Annotated in this window: 16 protein-coding genes; 4 read left to right on the forward strand and 12 right to left on the reverse strand. The window is 65.1% G+C overall.

What is annotated here, in order from left to right; all coding sequences use genetic code 11:
- Positions 1–114 precede the first annotated feature (114 nt).
- From paaE to paaA, 5 genes are read right to left on the reverse strand one after another with little or no spacing between them, the layout of a single operon-like run.
- Entirely contained in the window at positions 115–1,191 is a 1,077-nt protein-coding gene (gene paaE / locus CSV86_RS10960; RefSeq protein WP_009398360.1) for a 1,2-phenylacetyl-CoA epoxidase subunit PaaE, read from the reverse strand.
- Between the two features lie 20 nt (positions 1,192–1,211).
- Positions 1,212–1,745 carry a 1,2-phenylacetyl-CoA epoxidase subunit PaaD gene (paaD, locus tag CSV86_RS10965; protein WP_009398362.1) on the reverse strand — a complete coding sequence of 178 codons (534 nt, stop codon included), beginning with the start codon at positions 1,743–1,745 and terminating at the stop codon, positions 1,212–1,214.
- Positions 1,732–2,487 (reverse strand): 1,2-phenylacetyl-CoA epoxidase subunit PaaC, encoded by a 756-nt coding sequence (gene paaC / locus CSV86_RS10970; RefSeq protein WP_009398364.1) that lies wholly within the window; start codon positions 2,485–2,487, stop codon positions 1,732–1,734. Before paaC ends, paaD begins: the two co-directional genes overlap by 14 nt.
- Positions 2,488–2,498: 11 nt before the next feature.
- Positions 2,499–2,780 carry a 1,2-phenylacetyl-CoA epoxidase subunit PaaB gene (gene paaB / locus CSV86_RS10975; protein WP_009398366.1) on the reverse strand — a complete coding sequence of 94 codons (282 nt, stop codon included), beginning with the start codon at positions 2,778–2,780 and terminating at the stop codon, positions 2,499–2,501.
- A 23-nt stretch (positions 2,781–2,803) separates the two neighbouring features.
- Positions 2,804–3,793, reverse strand: coding sequence for a 1,2-phenylacetyl-CoA epoxidase subunit PaaA (paaA, locus tag CSV86_RS10980; protein WP_009398369.1), 990 nt, complete (start codon positions 3,791–3,793; stop codon positions 2,804–2,806).
- A gap of 201 nt (positions 3,794–3,994) precedes the next feature.
- Here paaA and CSV86_RS10985 point away from each other — a divergent pair, with 201 nt between their 5' ends.
- Together CSV86_RS10985 and CSV86_RS10990 are read left to right on the forward strand one after the other, a co-directional pair.
- Complete coding sequence (locus CSV86_RS10985; protein ID WP_009398371.1) at positions 3,995–4,570, forward strand: NAD(P)H-dependent oxidoreductase; 576 nt, start codon at positions 3,995–3,997, stop codon at positions 4,568–4,570.
- 3 nt (positions 4,571–4,573) lie between these two features.
- Positions 4,574–5,149 carry a TetR/AcrR family transcriptional regulator gene (locus CSV86_RS10990; RefSeq protein WP_009398373.1) on the forward strand — a complete coding sequence of 192 codons (576 nt, stop codon included), beginning with the start codon at positions 4,574–4,576 and terminating at the stop codon, positions 5,147–5,149.
- A 101-nt stretch (positions 5,150–5,250) separates the two neighbouring features.
- On the opposite strand, the gene paaK is transcribed toward CSV86_RS10990, so the two are convergent.
- The 6 genes from paaK to paaF form a co-directional block, all read right to left on the reverse strand.
- Entirely contained in the window at positions 5,251–6,570 is a 1,320-nt protein-coding gene (gene paaK / locus CSV86_RS10995) for a phenylacetate--CoA ligase PaaK (RefSeq protein ID WP_009398374.1), read from the reverse strand.
- Between the two features lie 73 nt (positions 6,571–6,643).
- The gene (gene pcaF / locus CSV86_RS11000; RefSeq protein ID WP_009398375.1) at positions 6,644–7,855 is read right to left on the reverse strand and encodes a 3-oxoadipyl-CoA thiolase; all 1,212 of its coding nucleotides are present in this window, start codon (positions 7,853–7,855) and stop codon (positions 6,644–6,646) included.
- Positions 7,852–8,292 carry a hydroxyphenylacetyl-CoA thioesterase PaaI gene (paaI, locus tag CSV86_RS11005; protein WP_009398376.1) on the reverse strand — a complete coding sequence of 147 codons (441 nt, stop codon included), beginning with the start codon at positions 8,290–8,292 and terminating at the stop codon, positions 7,852–7,854. The genes pcaF and paaI overlap by 4 nt, the downstream gene beginning before the upstream one ends.
- Complete coding sequence (gene paaH, locus CSV86_RS11010) at positions 8,285–9,802, reverse strand: 3-hydroxyacyl-CoA dehydrogenase PaaH (RefSeq protein ID WP_009398377.1); 1,518 nt, start codon at positions 9,800–9,802, stop codon at positions 8,285–8,287. Before paaH ends, paaI begins: the two co-directional genes overlap by 8 nt.
- 4 nt (positions 9,803–9,806) lie before the next feature.
- Positions 9,807–10,598, reverse strand: coding sequence for a 2-(1,2-epoxy-1,2-dihydrophenyl)acetyl-CoA isomerase PaaG (gene paaG, locus CSV86_RS11015; protein ID WP_009398378.1), 792 nt, complete (start codon positions 10,596–10,598; stop codon positions 9,807–9,809).
- Between the two features lie 27 nt (positions 10,599–10,625).
- Positions 10,626–11,396 carry a 2,3-dehydroadipyl-CoA hydratase PaaF gene (paaF, locus tag CSV86_RS11020; protein ID WP_009398380.1) on the reverse strand — a complete coding sequence of 257 codons (771 nt, stop codon included), beginning with the start codon at positions 11,394–11,396 and terminating at the stop codon, positions 10,626–10,628.
- Positions 11,397–11,634: 238 nt separating this feature from the next.
- On the opposite strand from paaF, the gene paaY reads away from it, so the two are divergent.
- Together paaY and paaX are read left to right on the forward strand one after the other, a co-directional pair.
- Complete coding sequence (gene paaY / locus CSV86_RS11025; RefSeq protein WP_009398382.1) at positions 11,635–12,234, forward strand: phenylacetic acid degradation protein PaaY; 600 nt, start codon at positions 11,635–11,637, stop codon at positions 12,232–12,234.
- Positions 12,235–12,310: 76 nt separating this feature from the next.
- Positions 12,311–13,234, forward strand: coding sequence for a phenylacetic acid degradation operon negative regulatory protein PaaX (gene paaX / locus CSV86_RS11030; RefSeq protein ID WP_009398383.1), 924 nt, complete (start codon positions 12,311–12,313; stop codon positions 13,232–13,234).
- Positions 13,235–13,246: 12 nt separating this feature from the next.
- Here the strand turns inward: paaX and CSV86_RS11035 are convergent, their stop codons facing one another.
- The gene (locus CSV86_RS11035; RefSeq protein WP_009398384.1) at positions 13,247–14,338 is read right to left on the reverse strand and encodes a GGDEF domain-containing protein; all 1,092 of its coding nucleotides are present in this window, start codon (positions 14,336–14,338) and stop codon (positions 13,247–13,249) included.
- Positions 14,339–14,385: the final 47 nt, after the last annotated feature.

Consider the following 14,385-nt stretch of genomic DNA (forward strand, 5'->3'; position numbering starts at 1 on the left):
CACGCTTGGGGTATTGCTTTGTTCTTTCGGGCCTCATCGCTGGCAAGCCAGCTCCCACAGGGATCCCTGTGGGAGCTGGCTTGCCAGCGATGAGGCCGGTACAGGCGAAAACCTTTAAAGCTGATCGAAATCCAGCACCACCCGCTCACTCAGCGGATAGCTCTGGCACGACAGCACATACCCGGCCGCCACCTCGTAGTCTTCCAGGGCATGGTTGCTGTCCATCTCCACCTGGCCCTCGATCACCTTGCACTTACAGGTCGAGCAGACCCCGGCCTTGCACGAGTAGGGCAGTTCGGCGCCAATGGCATTGCCGGCATCCAGCACGCTTTGGCTATTGCGCGGCAGCTCGAAGGACAGCGCACGGCCGTCGCTGATCACGGTGACCTGGCTCATCGCCGAATCCACCTGCCGCGCCGCTTCCCGGGCCTGGCGCCGCTCGTCGCTGCCGGCTGCGGCGAACAGCTCGAAGTGAATCCTGTCCGCGGCCATGCCTCGCGCCTTCAGGGCGTCGCGCACGGTCTCGGTCATTGCCTGCGGGCCGCAAACGAACGCCGCTTCCAGTTGCGGCACGTCGAGCCAGCGGCCGAACAGTTGCGCGCATTTGTCGGCGTCGATGCGGCCGTTATAAAGGTCGATGTCCTGCTGCTCGCGGCTGAACACGAAGATCAGGTTGAGGCGTTGCAGGTAGCGGTTCTTCAGGTCTTCCAGCTGCTCGCGGAACAGCGCCGAACCACTGGCGCGGTTGCCGTAGAGCAGGGTGAAGTGGCTGTTCGGTTCGGCTTCAAGGGTGGTCTTGACGATGGACAGGATCGGGGTGATGCCGCTGCCGGCCGCCACCGCCAGGTAGTGAGCGTGGCGCGCCGGATCCAGCGCGGTGTGGAAGCTGCCGGACGGCGGCATCACGTCGATCACGTCACCGGCCGCCAGCACCTCGTTGGCGAAGGCGGAAAAACGCCCGCCGACCACCTTTTTCACCGCCACCCGCAGTTCACCGTCGTTGACGCCGGTACAGATCGAGTAGGAGCGGCGCACTTCTTCATCATCCAGGCGGGTGCGCAGCACCAGGTACTGGCCCTGGGTGAACCGGAAGGTCTCGCCCAGTTCACGCGGTACATCGAACAGGATCGACACGGCGTCGCGTGTTTCGCTGCGCACTTGCTTGACGGTCAGGCTGTGGAACTGGTTCATGGGGAATCTCCAGCAAGCGCTCAAATGCACTTGAAATAATCGAAGGGCTCGCGGCAGTCGCAGCAGCGGTACAGGGCCTTGCACGCGGTGGAGCCGAACTCGCTGAGTACCTCGGTGTGGCTGCTGCCGCACTGCGGGCAGGCGATCACCTGCGGTTCGCCGAGCAGGCTGCGTTTGTTCGAACTGCCCAGTGGCGCGGCGATGCCATAGGCGCGCAGGCGTTCACGGCCGCTGGCGCTGATCCAGTCGGTGGTCCAGGCCGGGCTGAGCTGACGCTTCAGCGCGGGCTCGGCGAAGCCGGCCTGTTCCAGCGCGGCGCGGATGTCCTGCTCGATCACCTCGGTGGCCGGGCAGCCGGAATAGGTCGGGGTCACGGTCACCTGCAGGTGGCCGTTGGCCCAGTCCAGAGCGCGCACGATGCCCAGGTCGACCACGCTGACCACCGGCACTTCCGGGTCCATGACCTGCTCCAGCACCGTCCAGGCCTGGTGCAGGTCATCGGGCCGCGAGGCGCGGGCGCCGCGGTCGCTGGCGATCAGCTCACCAGGTCGCATCGGGGTAGGCTCGCGGCAGGAATTGCATTTCCGCCAGCAGCAGGCCCAGGTGCTCGCTGTGTACGCCCTGGCGACCGCTGAGGTAGAAGTGACTGGCCGCTGGCGGCACCGGTAGGGTGGCGCGCTCGAAGATGGCTTCGACCTGCGTCTGCCAGTCCAGCGCGACCTGCTCCGGGTTGCCGATCACACCGCTGTGGAACAGGCGCTGCTCCAGCGCATCGGCCTCCACCAGCTCGACGGTATAGCGCCAGACCTGGGGCAGGGCGGCGAGCATGCGCTGGCGGCTCTCCTCGGTGCCGTCGCCCAGGCGCTCGACCCACTCGCCGGAGCGGCGCAGGTGATAGGTGACTTCCTTCAACGCCTTGCTGGCGATGGCCTGGATACGCTCGTCGCTGGAATGGGCCAGGCCTTGCAGCACGGCGAAATGCCAGGCGTCGTAGAAGAATTGCTTGAGGATGGTCAGCGCATAGTCGCCGTTGGGTTGCTCCACCAGCAGCAGGTTGCGATAGGCGCGCTCGTCGCGACGGAACACCAGGTGGTCGGCATCGCGGCCGTCAGCGCTCAGCTCGGCGGCATATTCCAGCCAGTTGCGCGCCTGGCCGACCAGGTCGAGGCCGACGTTCATCAGCGCCAGCTCTTCTTCCAGCGCCGGGGCGCGGCCGCACCACTGGCACAGGCGCTGGGCCTGGACCATGGCGCTGTCGCCCAGGCGCAGCAAATACTGGATCAGATCGTCTGTCATGGGCGCCGTCATTACATATGCCCCACTTCAGGCGGCAGCTCGTAGAAGCTGGCGTGGCGGTAGATCTTGTCTTCGGCAGGGGCGAACAGCGGATCCTTCTCGTCGGGCGACGAGGCCGTGATCAGCGCCGAGGGCACCACCCACAGGCTTACCCCCTCGTTGCGGCGGGTGTACAGCTCGCGGGCATTCTCGATGGCCATGGCGGCATCGGCGGCATGGACGCTACCGACATGCTTGTGGTTGAGGCCGTGCTTGCTGCGCACGAACACTTCGAACAGGGTCCATTCGGACATGGCGATTTCTCCTCGGGCGGCGCTCAGGCGGCGTTTTTATTGGCTTTTTTCTTGGCGTGGGCGACAGCGGCAGCCCGTACCCAGGCACCGTCCTCGATGGCCTGGCGGCGGGTGGCGACCCGCTCCTGGTTGCACGGGCCGTTGCCCTTGAGCACTTCGTAGAATTCGTCCCACTGGATCTGGCCGAAGTCGTAATGACCGCGCTCGGCGTTCCACTTCAGCTCGGGATCTGGCGCCGTGCAGCCGAGCAATTCCAGTTGCGGCACGGTCTGGTCGATGAAGCGCTGGCGCAGCTCATCATTGCTCTGGCGCTTGATCTTCCATGCCATGGACTGGGCGCTGTTGGGCGAGTGCTCGTCGCTCGGGCCGAACATCATCAGCGACGGCCACCACAGGCGGTTGATCGCGTCCTGGACCATGTCCTTCTGGGCCTGGTTGCCCTCGCGCATCATGGTCAGGAGGATTTCGTAGCCCTGGCGCTGGTGGAAGCTCTCTTCCTTGCAGATGCGGATCATCGCCCGGGAATAGGGGCCGTAGCTGGTGCGCTGGAGCACCACCTGATTGACGATCGCCGCGCCATCCACCAGCCAGCCTACCGCACCGATGTCGGCCCAGCTCAGGGTCGGGTAGTTGAAAATGCTGGAATATTTTGCCTTTCCGCTATGCAGCCTTTCAATTTCCGTATCACGATCGGCGCCGAGGGTTTCCATGGCGCTGTACAGGTACAGGCCGTGGCCGGCTTCGTCCTGGATCTTCGCCATCAACTGCAGCTTGCGCTTGAGCGATGGAGCGCGAGTGACCCAGTTGCCCTCCGGCAGCATGCCGACGATCTCGGAGTGGGCGTGTTGGGAAATCTGCCGGATCAGCGTTTGCCGGTAGGCGTCCGGCATCCAGTTCTTCGCCTCGATCTTGATCTCGGCATCGATGCGCTCCTGGAAGGCGCGCTCCTGTTCGGACATCTCGTCGAGGGTCTTCAGGCGCTTGACGCCGGTTTCGACCAATTGTGCGTACATGTGTGTCTCCCGCCTTTTTGTCGTGGGGGGCTTTGGGCGTGAGCACAGTTATAAGTGATACAAAACCAAATATCAAACACAAAAACTCGTGTCGTAACTTGTTTTTGTATCGCATTGCGCAATGGCGGGTTGGGGGTTGCCATATGTACCAATCGTATATACCTTTGGTACATCAATTCAGCCCTCGCAGGAGTACGTTCCATGCATGCCCTCATCGTGGTTGCCCATCCGGACACGCAGTCCCTGACCCATCGCGTCGCCGCCGAGCTGGCGGCAAATATCCCCGCGCCCCACGGCTTCGAGATCGCCGACCTGCATGCCGAAGGGTTCGATCCGCGCTTCAATGCGCACGACCTGGCGCTGTTCCGCAATCAGTCTCCGGTTCCGGCGGATGTGCTTGCCGAGCAGGCACGTATCGACCGCGCTGATGCGCTGGTGCTGGTGTTCCCGGTGTATTGGTGGTCGTTCCCGGGGCTGCTCAAGGGCTGGATCGACCGGGTGTTCAGTGGCGGCTGGGCCTATGACCAGGCCGAGCAGGGGCTGCTGCAGCGCCTGCCGGTCCACCTTGTGGCGATCGCCGGCGCCGGACCGCAGACCTACGACAAGCACGGCTATTCGGTGGCCATGCATACCCAGATCGAACACGGGATCTTTGGCTATTGCGGTGCGCGGGTGGCATCCTCGGTGCTTTTGACCCAGGCCGATGAAGATTTCCCCCAGGGGCATTTCGACACCGCACGGCGCCTGGGTCGCGAGTTGTTCGACAAGAGGACCTGAGGCATGAGCGATACCCGCAAGCGGCTGACCCGCGAGCAGCGTCTGGAACAGTTGCTGGAGGTGGCCCGGCAGGTGATTGCCGAAGAGGGCAGCGACGCCCTGAGCCTGGGACGCCTGGCGGAAGCGGCGGGGATCACCAAGCCGACGGTGTATGACCACTTCGGCACCCGGGAAGGGCTGCTGACGGCGCTGTACCGGGATTTCGAGACACGCCAGAACCTGCTGATCGACGCGGCCATGGCAGCCGGCGAGGCCACGCTGGAAGGCAAGGCGCGAGCGATTGCCGACAGTTATGTCGACTGCGTGCTGGCCGAAGGCCGGGAAATCCCCGGGGTGCTGGCGGCGCTGGAGGGCTCGCCGGAATTGGCGCGCTTGAAGCGCGAATGCCAGCAAGACTTCCTGGGCAAATGCCGCACGGTGCTCGGGCCCTTTGCCGGGGCGCTGTCGAGCGCAGGGTTATGGGGCATGCTCGGGGCTGCCGACGCCCTGTCCGGGGCGGCGGTGGCCGGGGAGATCGGGCATGAGCAGGCGCGGGGGGAGTTGTTCGAGGTGATTGTCAGCTTGGTCAACAGGAGCTGAAAATTTTATCGCCAATGAGGTCCAATCGCTGGCAAGCCAGCTCCCACAGGTTGTGGGAGCTGGCTTGCCAGCGATGAGGCCCGAAAGATCGGGCCCAGTCTTCAAACAGCCTGCTTGCGCTTGTCATACACATGACAAGCCTTGCCCTCCGACCTTTTGATCGAGTAAGCCGGCTGCAACACGATCCGCGAGCTGATGCCGATGTGGGTCTTGATATGCCGGCTCAGCTCCGAACACACCGCCTTCTGCTGCGCCTCGCCCAGTTGCTGGTGCTCGCCACGCAGTTCGACATGGATGTCGATGCTGTCCAGGTTGCCGGTACGGTACAGGTGGATCTCGTAGCATTCGGCCAGTTGCTTGACCTTGAGCACCTGCTCCTCGACCTGGGTCGGGAACACGTTGACCCCGCGAATGATCAGCATGTCGTCGCTGCGCCCGGTGATCTTGTCGATACGCCGCATCGGCCGTGCGGTGCCCGGCAGCAGGCGGGTGAGGTCGCGGGTGCGGTAGCGCACCATCGGCAGCGCTTCCTTGCTCAGGGTGGTGAATACCAGTTCGCCCAGTTGCCCGTCGGGCAGCACCTCGCCGGTCACCGGGTCGATGATTTCCGGGTAGAAATGATCCTCCCAGACTGTCGGCCCGTCGCGGCTTTCCGCGCATTCCATGGCCACGCCCGGCCCCATGATTTCCGAAAGCCCGTAGATATCCAGGGCGCTGATGCCCAGGCGCGCTTCGATCGAGGCGCGCAGCTCCGGGGTCCACGGTTCGGCGCCGAAGATGCCCAGGCGCAGGGCCAACGTGTGCGGGTCGATGCCCTGGCGTTCGATCTCGTCGGCCAGGTTGAGCATGTACGACGGCGTGACCATGATGATGTCCGGCTGGAAGTCGCGGATCAGTTGCACCTGCTTCTCGGTCTGGCCGCCGGACATCGGAATCACCGTGCAGCCCAGGCGCTCGGCGCCGTAGTGCGCGCCCAGGCCGCCGGTGAACAGACCGTAGCCATAGGACACATGCACCTTGTCACCCTTGCGCCCGCCGGCGGCGCGGATCGAGCGCGCTACCAGGTCGGCCCAGGTGTCGATGTCCTTCTGTGTGTAGCCGACCACCGTCGGCTTGCCGGTGGTGCCGCTGGAGGCATGCAGGCGGACGATGTCGTGCTGGGGCACGGCGAACATGCCGAAGGGGTAGTTGTCGCGCAGGTCGTTCTTCACCGTGAAGGGGAACCTGGCCAGGTCGGCGAAATCCTTCAGGTCGGACGGATGCACGCCCAGCTCGTCGAAGCGCTGGCGGTACATCGGCACGTTCTGGTAGGCGTGGTCCAGGCTCCAGCGCAAACGCTCCAGCTGGTGGGCACGGAGTTGGTCGATGCTGGCGGTTTCCATCGGGTCGAGCACGGAGGCGGGGGCAAGCTGCATGTTCATGGGTTCACTCTGCATGTTGTTCTTGTGAGTGCATGGCGCCCAGCATAACCCGGCGCCGGTGAGCGTTCTGTATTCAGTGGTCGAGTCGTTCGATGATCAGCGCCAGGCCCTGGCCAACGCCGATGCACAGGGTGCACAGGGCATAACGCCCCTGGCGCCGCTCCAGCTCGTGCAGCGCCGTGGTGACCAGGCGCGCGCCGCTCATGCCCAGCGGGTGACCGAGGGCGATGGCGCCGCCATTGGGGTTGACCCGCGGATCATCGTCGGCCACCCCCAGCTCCCGCAGCACGGCCAGGCCCTGGGCGGCGAAGGCTTCGTTGAGTTCGATCACGTCCATGTCGGCCAGGGCCAGGCCGGTGAGTTCCAGTACCTTGCGCGTCGCCGGCACCGGGCCGATGCCCATGATCCGCGGCTCGACCCCGGCACTGGCCATGCCGATCACCCGGCCGCGGGCCGTAAGGCCATAACGCCTGGCGATTTCAGGACTGGCGAGGAGCAGGGCGCAGGCACCGTCGTTGACCCCCGAGGCATTCCCGGCGGTGATGCTGCCGCCTTCGCGGAACGGCGCGGCCAAGCGCTGCAGTTGCTCCAGCGTGGTGTCGCCGCGCGGATGCTCGTCGTGCTCGACCAGCTTGTCCGGCCCCTTGCGCTGGGCAATCCGCACCGCAACGATTTCCTCGGCCAGGCGCCCGCTGGCCTGGGCCGCCGCGGCGCGCTGCTGGCTGCGCAGGGCGAAGGCGTCCTGGTCGGCGCGACTGATAGCGAACTGCTCGGCAACGTTCTCGGCGGTCTCCGGCATGCTGTCGATGCCGTACTGGCGTTGCATCAGCGGGTTGACGAAGCGCCAGCCGATGGTGGTGTCGAACAGCTCGGCCTGGCGGGAAAAGGCGGTGTCGGCCTTGCCCATCACCAGCGGCGCGCGGGACATCGATTCGACGCCGCCGGCCAGCACCAGCCCGGCTTCGCCACAACGGATCGCCCGCGCTGCCGCGCCGACCGCTTCCAGCCCGGACGCGCAGAGGCGGTTGAGCGTGACACCGGGCACGCTGACCGGCAGCCCGGCCAGCAGTGAGGCCATGCGCGCCACATTGCGGTTGTCCTCGCCCGCCTGGTTGGCGCAGCCATAGAACACTTCATCGACCTGGCTCCAATCCACCTGGGGATGGCGTTCCATCAGGGCGCGCAGGGGAATGGCGCCGAGGTCGTCGGCACGCACGGTGCTCAGGGCGCCGGCATAACGGCCGATAGGCGTACGTACGGCATCGATGATCAGGGCGTCGTTCATTTCAGGGTTTCCTCTGGCAGCACGGTGCCGCGTATCTGGTAGGACTTGCCACGAAACACGGCGATCAGCTTGCCGTGCTGGTTTTCGATGCGCACGTCGTAGACCCCGGTGCGCTTGCCCCGGCTCAGTTCGGTGCAGGTGGCGGTCAGGGTGTCGCCGGCAACGGCCGGGGCGACGTAGTCGATACTGCAACCCTGGGCCACGGTGGCGTCGTTGTGGCTGTTGCAGGCAAAGGCGAAGGCCGAGTCGGCCAGGGCGAACAGGAAGCCGCCATGACAGGTGCCATGGCCCTGGAGCATGTCGGCGCGCACGCTCATGCCCAGGGTGGCGCTGCCCGGCCCGCTGGCCAGCAGGCGCATGCCCAGGCCCTGGCTGGCGGCATCGCGGTCATACAGGGCCTGGGCGCAGCGGCTGGCCAGATCCAGACGGTCATTCATGAAAGGGCACTCCTTCGGCCAGTTGCCGACGCAGTTGCAGGGAGGGGCGGTAGCGTTCTTCGCCATAGGCGGCCTGCAGATGGTCAAGGACCCGGACCAGGGTGGCGGCCCCCAGCTGGTCGGCCCAGGCCAGCGGCCCCTGCGGGTAATTGACCCCGGCGCGCATCGCCAGGTCGATATCCGCCGCCGAGGCCACGCCTTGCAGCAGGGCGTCGGCGGCTTCGTTGGCGAGCATGGCGACGGTGCGCAGTACGCACAGGGCCGGGCTGTCTCGCAGCGGGGTGGCGGCGATGCCGGCTTTTTGCAGAAGCGCCACCACCTGGTCCAGCGCTTCGCGCGAGGTATCTGCCGAGCAACCGAGCGCGAGACGGGTACAACTGCGGTAATCCAGCGCCAGGTCCAGCAGCACCAGTTGCTCCAGGCCTTCGTCGATACTGCGCTGGCTGGCGAGGCGACCGTCGCTCAAGGCGACCATGGCGTCACCAATGCGCAGCAGGCCACGCCCGGCGCGCCGGTGGATCTTCACCTGGTGTTCGGCCAGGCGCTCCAGCAATGGCTGCAATAGACCCGCATCACCTTCGACGATCACCTCCGGCACGGCGGCCGTACTGTTCAGGCTGGCCGGCTGCGGTCGCCGCGCACCTTCGCGGTAATCATAGAAACCACGTCCGCTCTTGCGCCCGAAATGCCCGGCGTCCACCAGTTCCTTCTGGATGAGCGAAGGCTGGAAGCGCATGTCCTGGTAATAGGCATCGAACACCGAGTTGGTCACCGCATAGTTGACGTCGTGCCCGATCAGGTCGGTCAGCTCGAAGGCGCCCATGGCGAAGCCACCCGCCTCGCGCAGCACGGCGTCGAGGCTGGCGCAGTCGGCAACGCCCTCCTGCAGCAGGCGAAGGCTCTCGGCATAGAAAGGCCGGGCCACGCGATTGACGATAAAACCAGGGGTCGAGCGCGCCAGCACCGGCTTCTTGCCCCAGGCCTGGGCAGTGGCGAACACAGTGGCGACGACATCGGCATCGCTGGCGAGCCCCTGGATCACTTCCACCAGTTGCATCACCGGTGCCGGGTTGAAAAAGTGCATGCCCACCAGCCGCTGCGGCCGCTGCATGCCGGCGCCGAGGCGGGTGATGGAGATCGACGAGGTGTTGCTGGCAAGGATGCAGTCCGCAGTGCACAGCGCTTCCAGCCGGGCCAGCAGCGCTTGCTTGATCTCCAGGTTCTCGACGATGGCCTCGATCACCAGTCCGGCGTCCGCCAGTTGCTCCAGGCTGTCGGCCGGATAAAGGGCGGCCAGGCAGGCATCCCGGGCCTCCACGCTCAGCTTGCCGTTGGCGACGCGTTTGTCCAGTTGTTTGCCGATGCCTTCGATGGCCTGGGCGGCAGCACCCGGGCGATTGTCATGCAGCCAGACCCGGTGCCCGGCACTCGCGGCAACCTGAGCGATCCCCGCGCCCATGGCCCCGGCGCCGATCACCGCCACGACGCTGTTCTTGTTCAGTGCACTCATCGCCTCAATACCCCTTGAACGCCGGCGTGCGTTTTTCCACGAAGGCGGCCACGCCTTCGCGATAGTCCTCGCTGCGCCCGGCCAGGCGCTGCAGGTCGCGCTCCAGCATCAGTTGCTCCTCGAAGCTGTTGTCCAGGCTGGCGTGCAGGCTGCGCTTGATCAGGCCCAGGCCATAGGTGGGCTGGGTCGCCAGCTGGCGGGCGAGGGCGATGGCCTGATCGCGAAGGTCGGTGTCGTCCACCACCTTGTAGATAAGGCCCCATTCCAGCGCCTGCTCGGCCGACAAGCGTTCGCCCAGCAAGGTCAGGGCCTTGGCCCGGGCCATGCCGACCAGCCGCGGCAAGGCCCAGGTGCCGGCGGAATCCGGGATCAGGCCGATCTTGCAAAAGGCCTGGATAAAGCTGGCCGAACGCGCGGCGATGACCAGGTCGCAGGCCAGCGGGATATTCGCCCCGGCTCCGGCCGCCACGCCGTTGACCGCGCAGATCACCGGGATCGGCAGCTCGCGCAGGGTGCGGATCAGCGGATTGTAGAAACGCTCGATGGACAGGCCCAGGTCGGGCGCCTCGGCGCCGGGGGCAACATTGCGCTCGCTCAGGTCCTGGCCGGCACAGAAGCCACGGCCTTCACCGGTCAGCAGGAGTACCCGAACCCCGGCATCGCTCTGCACGACCTTCAGCGCCTCGCGCACTTCCTGGTGCATCAGGGTGTTGAAGCTGTTCAGTTGCTCCGGACGGTTGAGGCACAGGGTGGCGACCCCGGCCTCGATGGAAAACAGGATGTGCTGGAAGCTCATGAGGCTGTCCTCGGTGGCGAAAGGGGCTTAGCGGCCGTGGAAGTCGGCGCGGCGTTTTTCCTGGAAGGCACGGATGCCTTCGTTGCGGTCGGCGGTGCCGGCCAGCAGGGTGAAAGCGTGACGTTCGAAGCGCAGGCCGCTGGCCAGGTCGAGGTCCTGGGCCTTGAGCACGGCTTCCTTGGCCAGGCGTACCGCCAGGGGTGCCTTGTCGGCGATGTGCCGGGCAATCTGCAGGGCGCGTTCGACGGTCAGTTCCGGTTGGGTGATTTCGCTGACGAGGCCGGCCTCGAGGGCGCGCCGGGCGCTGATGGCCTCACCGGTGAGGACCATCTGCATCGCCAGCGACTTGCCCACCGCGTGCAGCAGGCGCTGGGTGCCGCCGGCGCCGGGCATGATCCCCAGGTTGATCTCCGGCTGGCCGAAGCGGGCGTCGCTGCCGGCGATAAGGATGTCGGCGTGCATGGCCAGCTCGCAGCCGCCGCCGAGGGCGTAGCCGTTGACGGCGGCGATCAGTGGTTTGGCGAAGCGGGTGATCTGCTGCCAGTGCTGCTGGCGCGGGTCGTCGAGCATGCCGACCAGGTCGCGCTCGGCCATTTCGTTGAGGTCGGCGCCTGCGGCGAAGGCCTTGCGGCTGCCGGTGATGACCACGGCGCGCACGGCTGGGTCCTCGGCGCAACGCTGCAGTTCTGCCGCCAGCTCACCCAGTAGTTCGGTGGTCAGGGCGTTCAGTGCTTGCGGACGATGCAGGGTGATCAGGGTTACCGCCTGATGCGCCTGCACCTCAAGGGTGTGCGGCATGACGTCGTTCCTCGCAAGGCTCGCCTGGCCTCGGGGCCGGCGTTTTTTATTGGACGGGCTGCTTGGCCCTTTCGCCAGAGTATAGGCATAATGCGATACAGAAAAACAACATCAATAATAAAATACGTGTCTAATAATTGGCTGCTTTTTTGATGGTGCACCGTTATTGCTGGGTGAAACTGCTAACAAGGGTTTCTCCAAGCGTGCCTGATGCGTATCGTTTTCGAGGAGATTTCTCATGGCTTGTTACAGTATCGATGGCCTGACCCCGGTGGTTCACCCCACGGCTTATGTGCATCCCTCGGCAGTGCTGATTGGCGATGTGATCATTGGCCCGCAGTGCTATGTCGGGCCCTTGGCGGCCTTGCGCGGTGACTTTGGACGGATCGTCCTGGAGGAGGGCGCCAACCTGCAGGACACCTGTGTGATGCACGGCTTCCCCGCCAGCGACACGGTGGTCGAGCGCAACGGCCATGTCGGCCACGGCGCGGTGCTGCATGGCTGCGTGGTCGGAGAAGATGCGTTGATCGGCATGAACGCGGTGATTCTCGACAATGCGCGAATCGCGCCGCGCTGTATCGTATCGGCCGGTGCCCTGGTCAAGGCGGGCTTCCAGTGCGAAGAGCAGTCCCTGGTGCTCGGCTCGCCGGCCAAGGTCACCCGTCGCCTCAGTGATGAGGAGGTGGCCTGGAAGCAGACCGGTACCCGTGCCTACCAGCAACTGACCCGGCGCTGCCTGGAAACCCTGCACGAATGCGCGCCGCTGACCGAGGTCGAGGCCGGGCGCGGACGCTATCGTGACGACGCGGTGCGGCCGAAACTGCCCGGCGGTGCTTGAGCGTATCCGCGCGCCCGGAGCATGGTCATGCCGAGGGCGCGGGGGTATATTCCTTTCTTTTTCAAGCGGATCGCCTATGTCGTCGCTCACACCCCTGGACCACCTTATCGAGCGTTTCCAGCAACAAACCCCGATTCGCGCCAGTTCCCTGATCATCACCCTTTACGGCGACGCCATCGAACCGCGGGGCGGTACGGTGTGGCTCGGCAGCCTGATCCAGTTGCTGGAGCCCATGGGCATCAACGAACGCCTGATACGCACCTCGATCTTCCGCCTGACCAAGGAAAACTGGCTGACCGCGGAAAAGGTCGGCCGGCGTAGCTACTACAGCCTCACCGGCACCGGCCGGCGGCGTTTCGAGAAAGCCTTCAAGCGCGTCTATGCCGCCAATCCCCCGGCCTGGGACGGCTCCTGGTGCCTGGCGGTACTGACCCAGTTGCCCCAGGACAAGCGCAAGCAGGTTCGCGAGGAACTCGAATGGCAGGGTTTCGGTGCCATCTCCCCGGGCGTGCTCGGCTGCCCGCGCTGCGACCGTGCCGATATCAACGCCACCCTGCAGGACCTCGGCGCCCAGGAAGAAACCATTCTCTTCGAAACCACCGCCCAGGATGTGCTGGCGTCCAAGGCCTTGCGTGCACAGGTACGGGAAAGCTGGAAGATCGACGAACTGGCCAGTCACTACAGCGAGTTCATCCAGCTGTTCCGGCCGTTGTGGCAGGTGCTGAAGGACCAGGACAGCCTTGATCCCAAGGCCTGTTTCCTGGCCCGGGTGCTGCTGATCCACGAATACCGCAAGCTGCTCCTGCGCGACCCGCAATTGCCGGACGAGTTGTTGCCGGGTGACTGGGAGGGCCGCGCGGCACGCCAGCTGTGCCGCAACCTCTATCGGTTGATCCAGGGTCCGGCGGAACAGTGGCTGGAGGCGGCGATGGAGACGGCGGACGGGCCGTTGCCTGCGGTCAGCGAGGGGTTCTACAAGCGCTTTGGTGGTCTTGGCTAAGTTGCCACGACGCTACAGGGATTGTGCCGGCCTCCAAAGCACATACCGATCCTTCCCTGTCCGCTTGGCTTCATACAGCGCTGCGTCCGCCCGCCCCAAGGCTTGGCCCAGGCTGTCCCCGGCGTCCATGCGGGTCAGGCCGATGCTCACTGTCACCGGATGTTCCCCTGGCGTTTCCCGGACCAATGAGCACAGCGCCGCCAACCGCGCCTCGGTGGCGGTCTGGTCCAGACCCCACAGGTAGACCACGAACTCCTCGCCACCCAGGCGCGCATAAACGAACTCGCCCATGCTCGCCCTGATGATGCCGGCGATGCGCTTGAGTACCACATCGCCGCTGTCGTGGCCGAACTGGTCGTTGACCTTCTTGAAGTTGTCCACGTCGATCATCGCCAGATAGCGCCCCGCACCCGGATTGTCGTCGTGCATATGCCGCTCGGCCTGGGCCACGAACGAGCGGCGGTTGGGGATTTCGGTGAGTACATCGATATAGGCCTGGTCCAGCAGCAGGCGCGACATGTGGAAGTTCTGCAATTTGGCCTGGCGCTGGACGATGTAGCTGTAGAAGGTCAGGCCGGTGATGAAGGCGGCGTAGCTGATGATCATCAGGCCATGCAGGTCGAAAACCTCGTTGCCTTCGGCCTGGAACGGATTGAGCAGCAGCCAGGTGATCAATGCCGAGCAAAAGAACGACCAACGCCGTACCGGCAGCACGGACGTCGAGTAGAGGATGCTCGAAGCCGCCATGATCAGCCAGGCGGGCTGGTGGGCTTCGGGCGTGCCGTCGACCACCATGCGTACGGCGAAGGCCATGAGGCTGACGAAGAACAGGTTGAGCCAGTTGAAATGCTCGGCCTGGCGCACGAACAGCAGGATCACCGCGAGGACGGCCATGGCGCAGATCAGCACCATCGAGCGCCACGAAAAACCCTGGTGGCCGATAAAGCTCACCAGCAGGTCAAAGAGGATCCAGATGCCGATGCTCAGGCAGAACACCAGGATGCAGAAATGCCGCAGGCGCTCGAAGTCGTGCTGGCGGAATTCGGCGCGTACCGAGGGTGATGCGGAGCGATGGCGGACCTGGTTTTCTATGGTTTTGTACATGGTTTGGCTTTTTGTGGCGGTCTTCAGGGCCTCATCGCTGGCAAGCC

The organism is Pseudomonas bharatica CSV86 (assembly GCF_000319305.2).
GTDB lineage: Bacteria > Pseudomonadota > Gammaproteobacteria > Pseudomonadales > Pseudomonadaceae > Aquipseudomonas > Aquipseudomonas bharatica.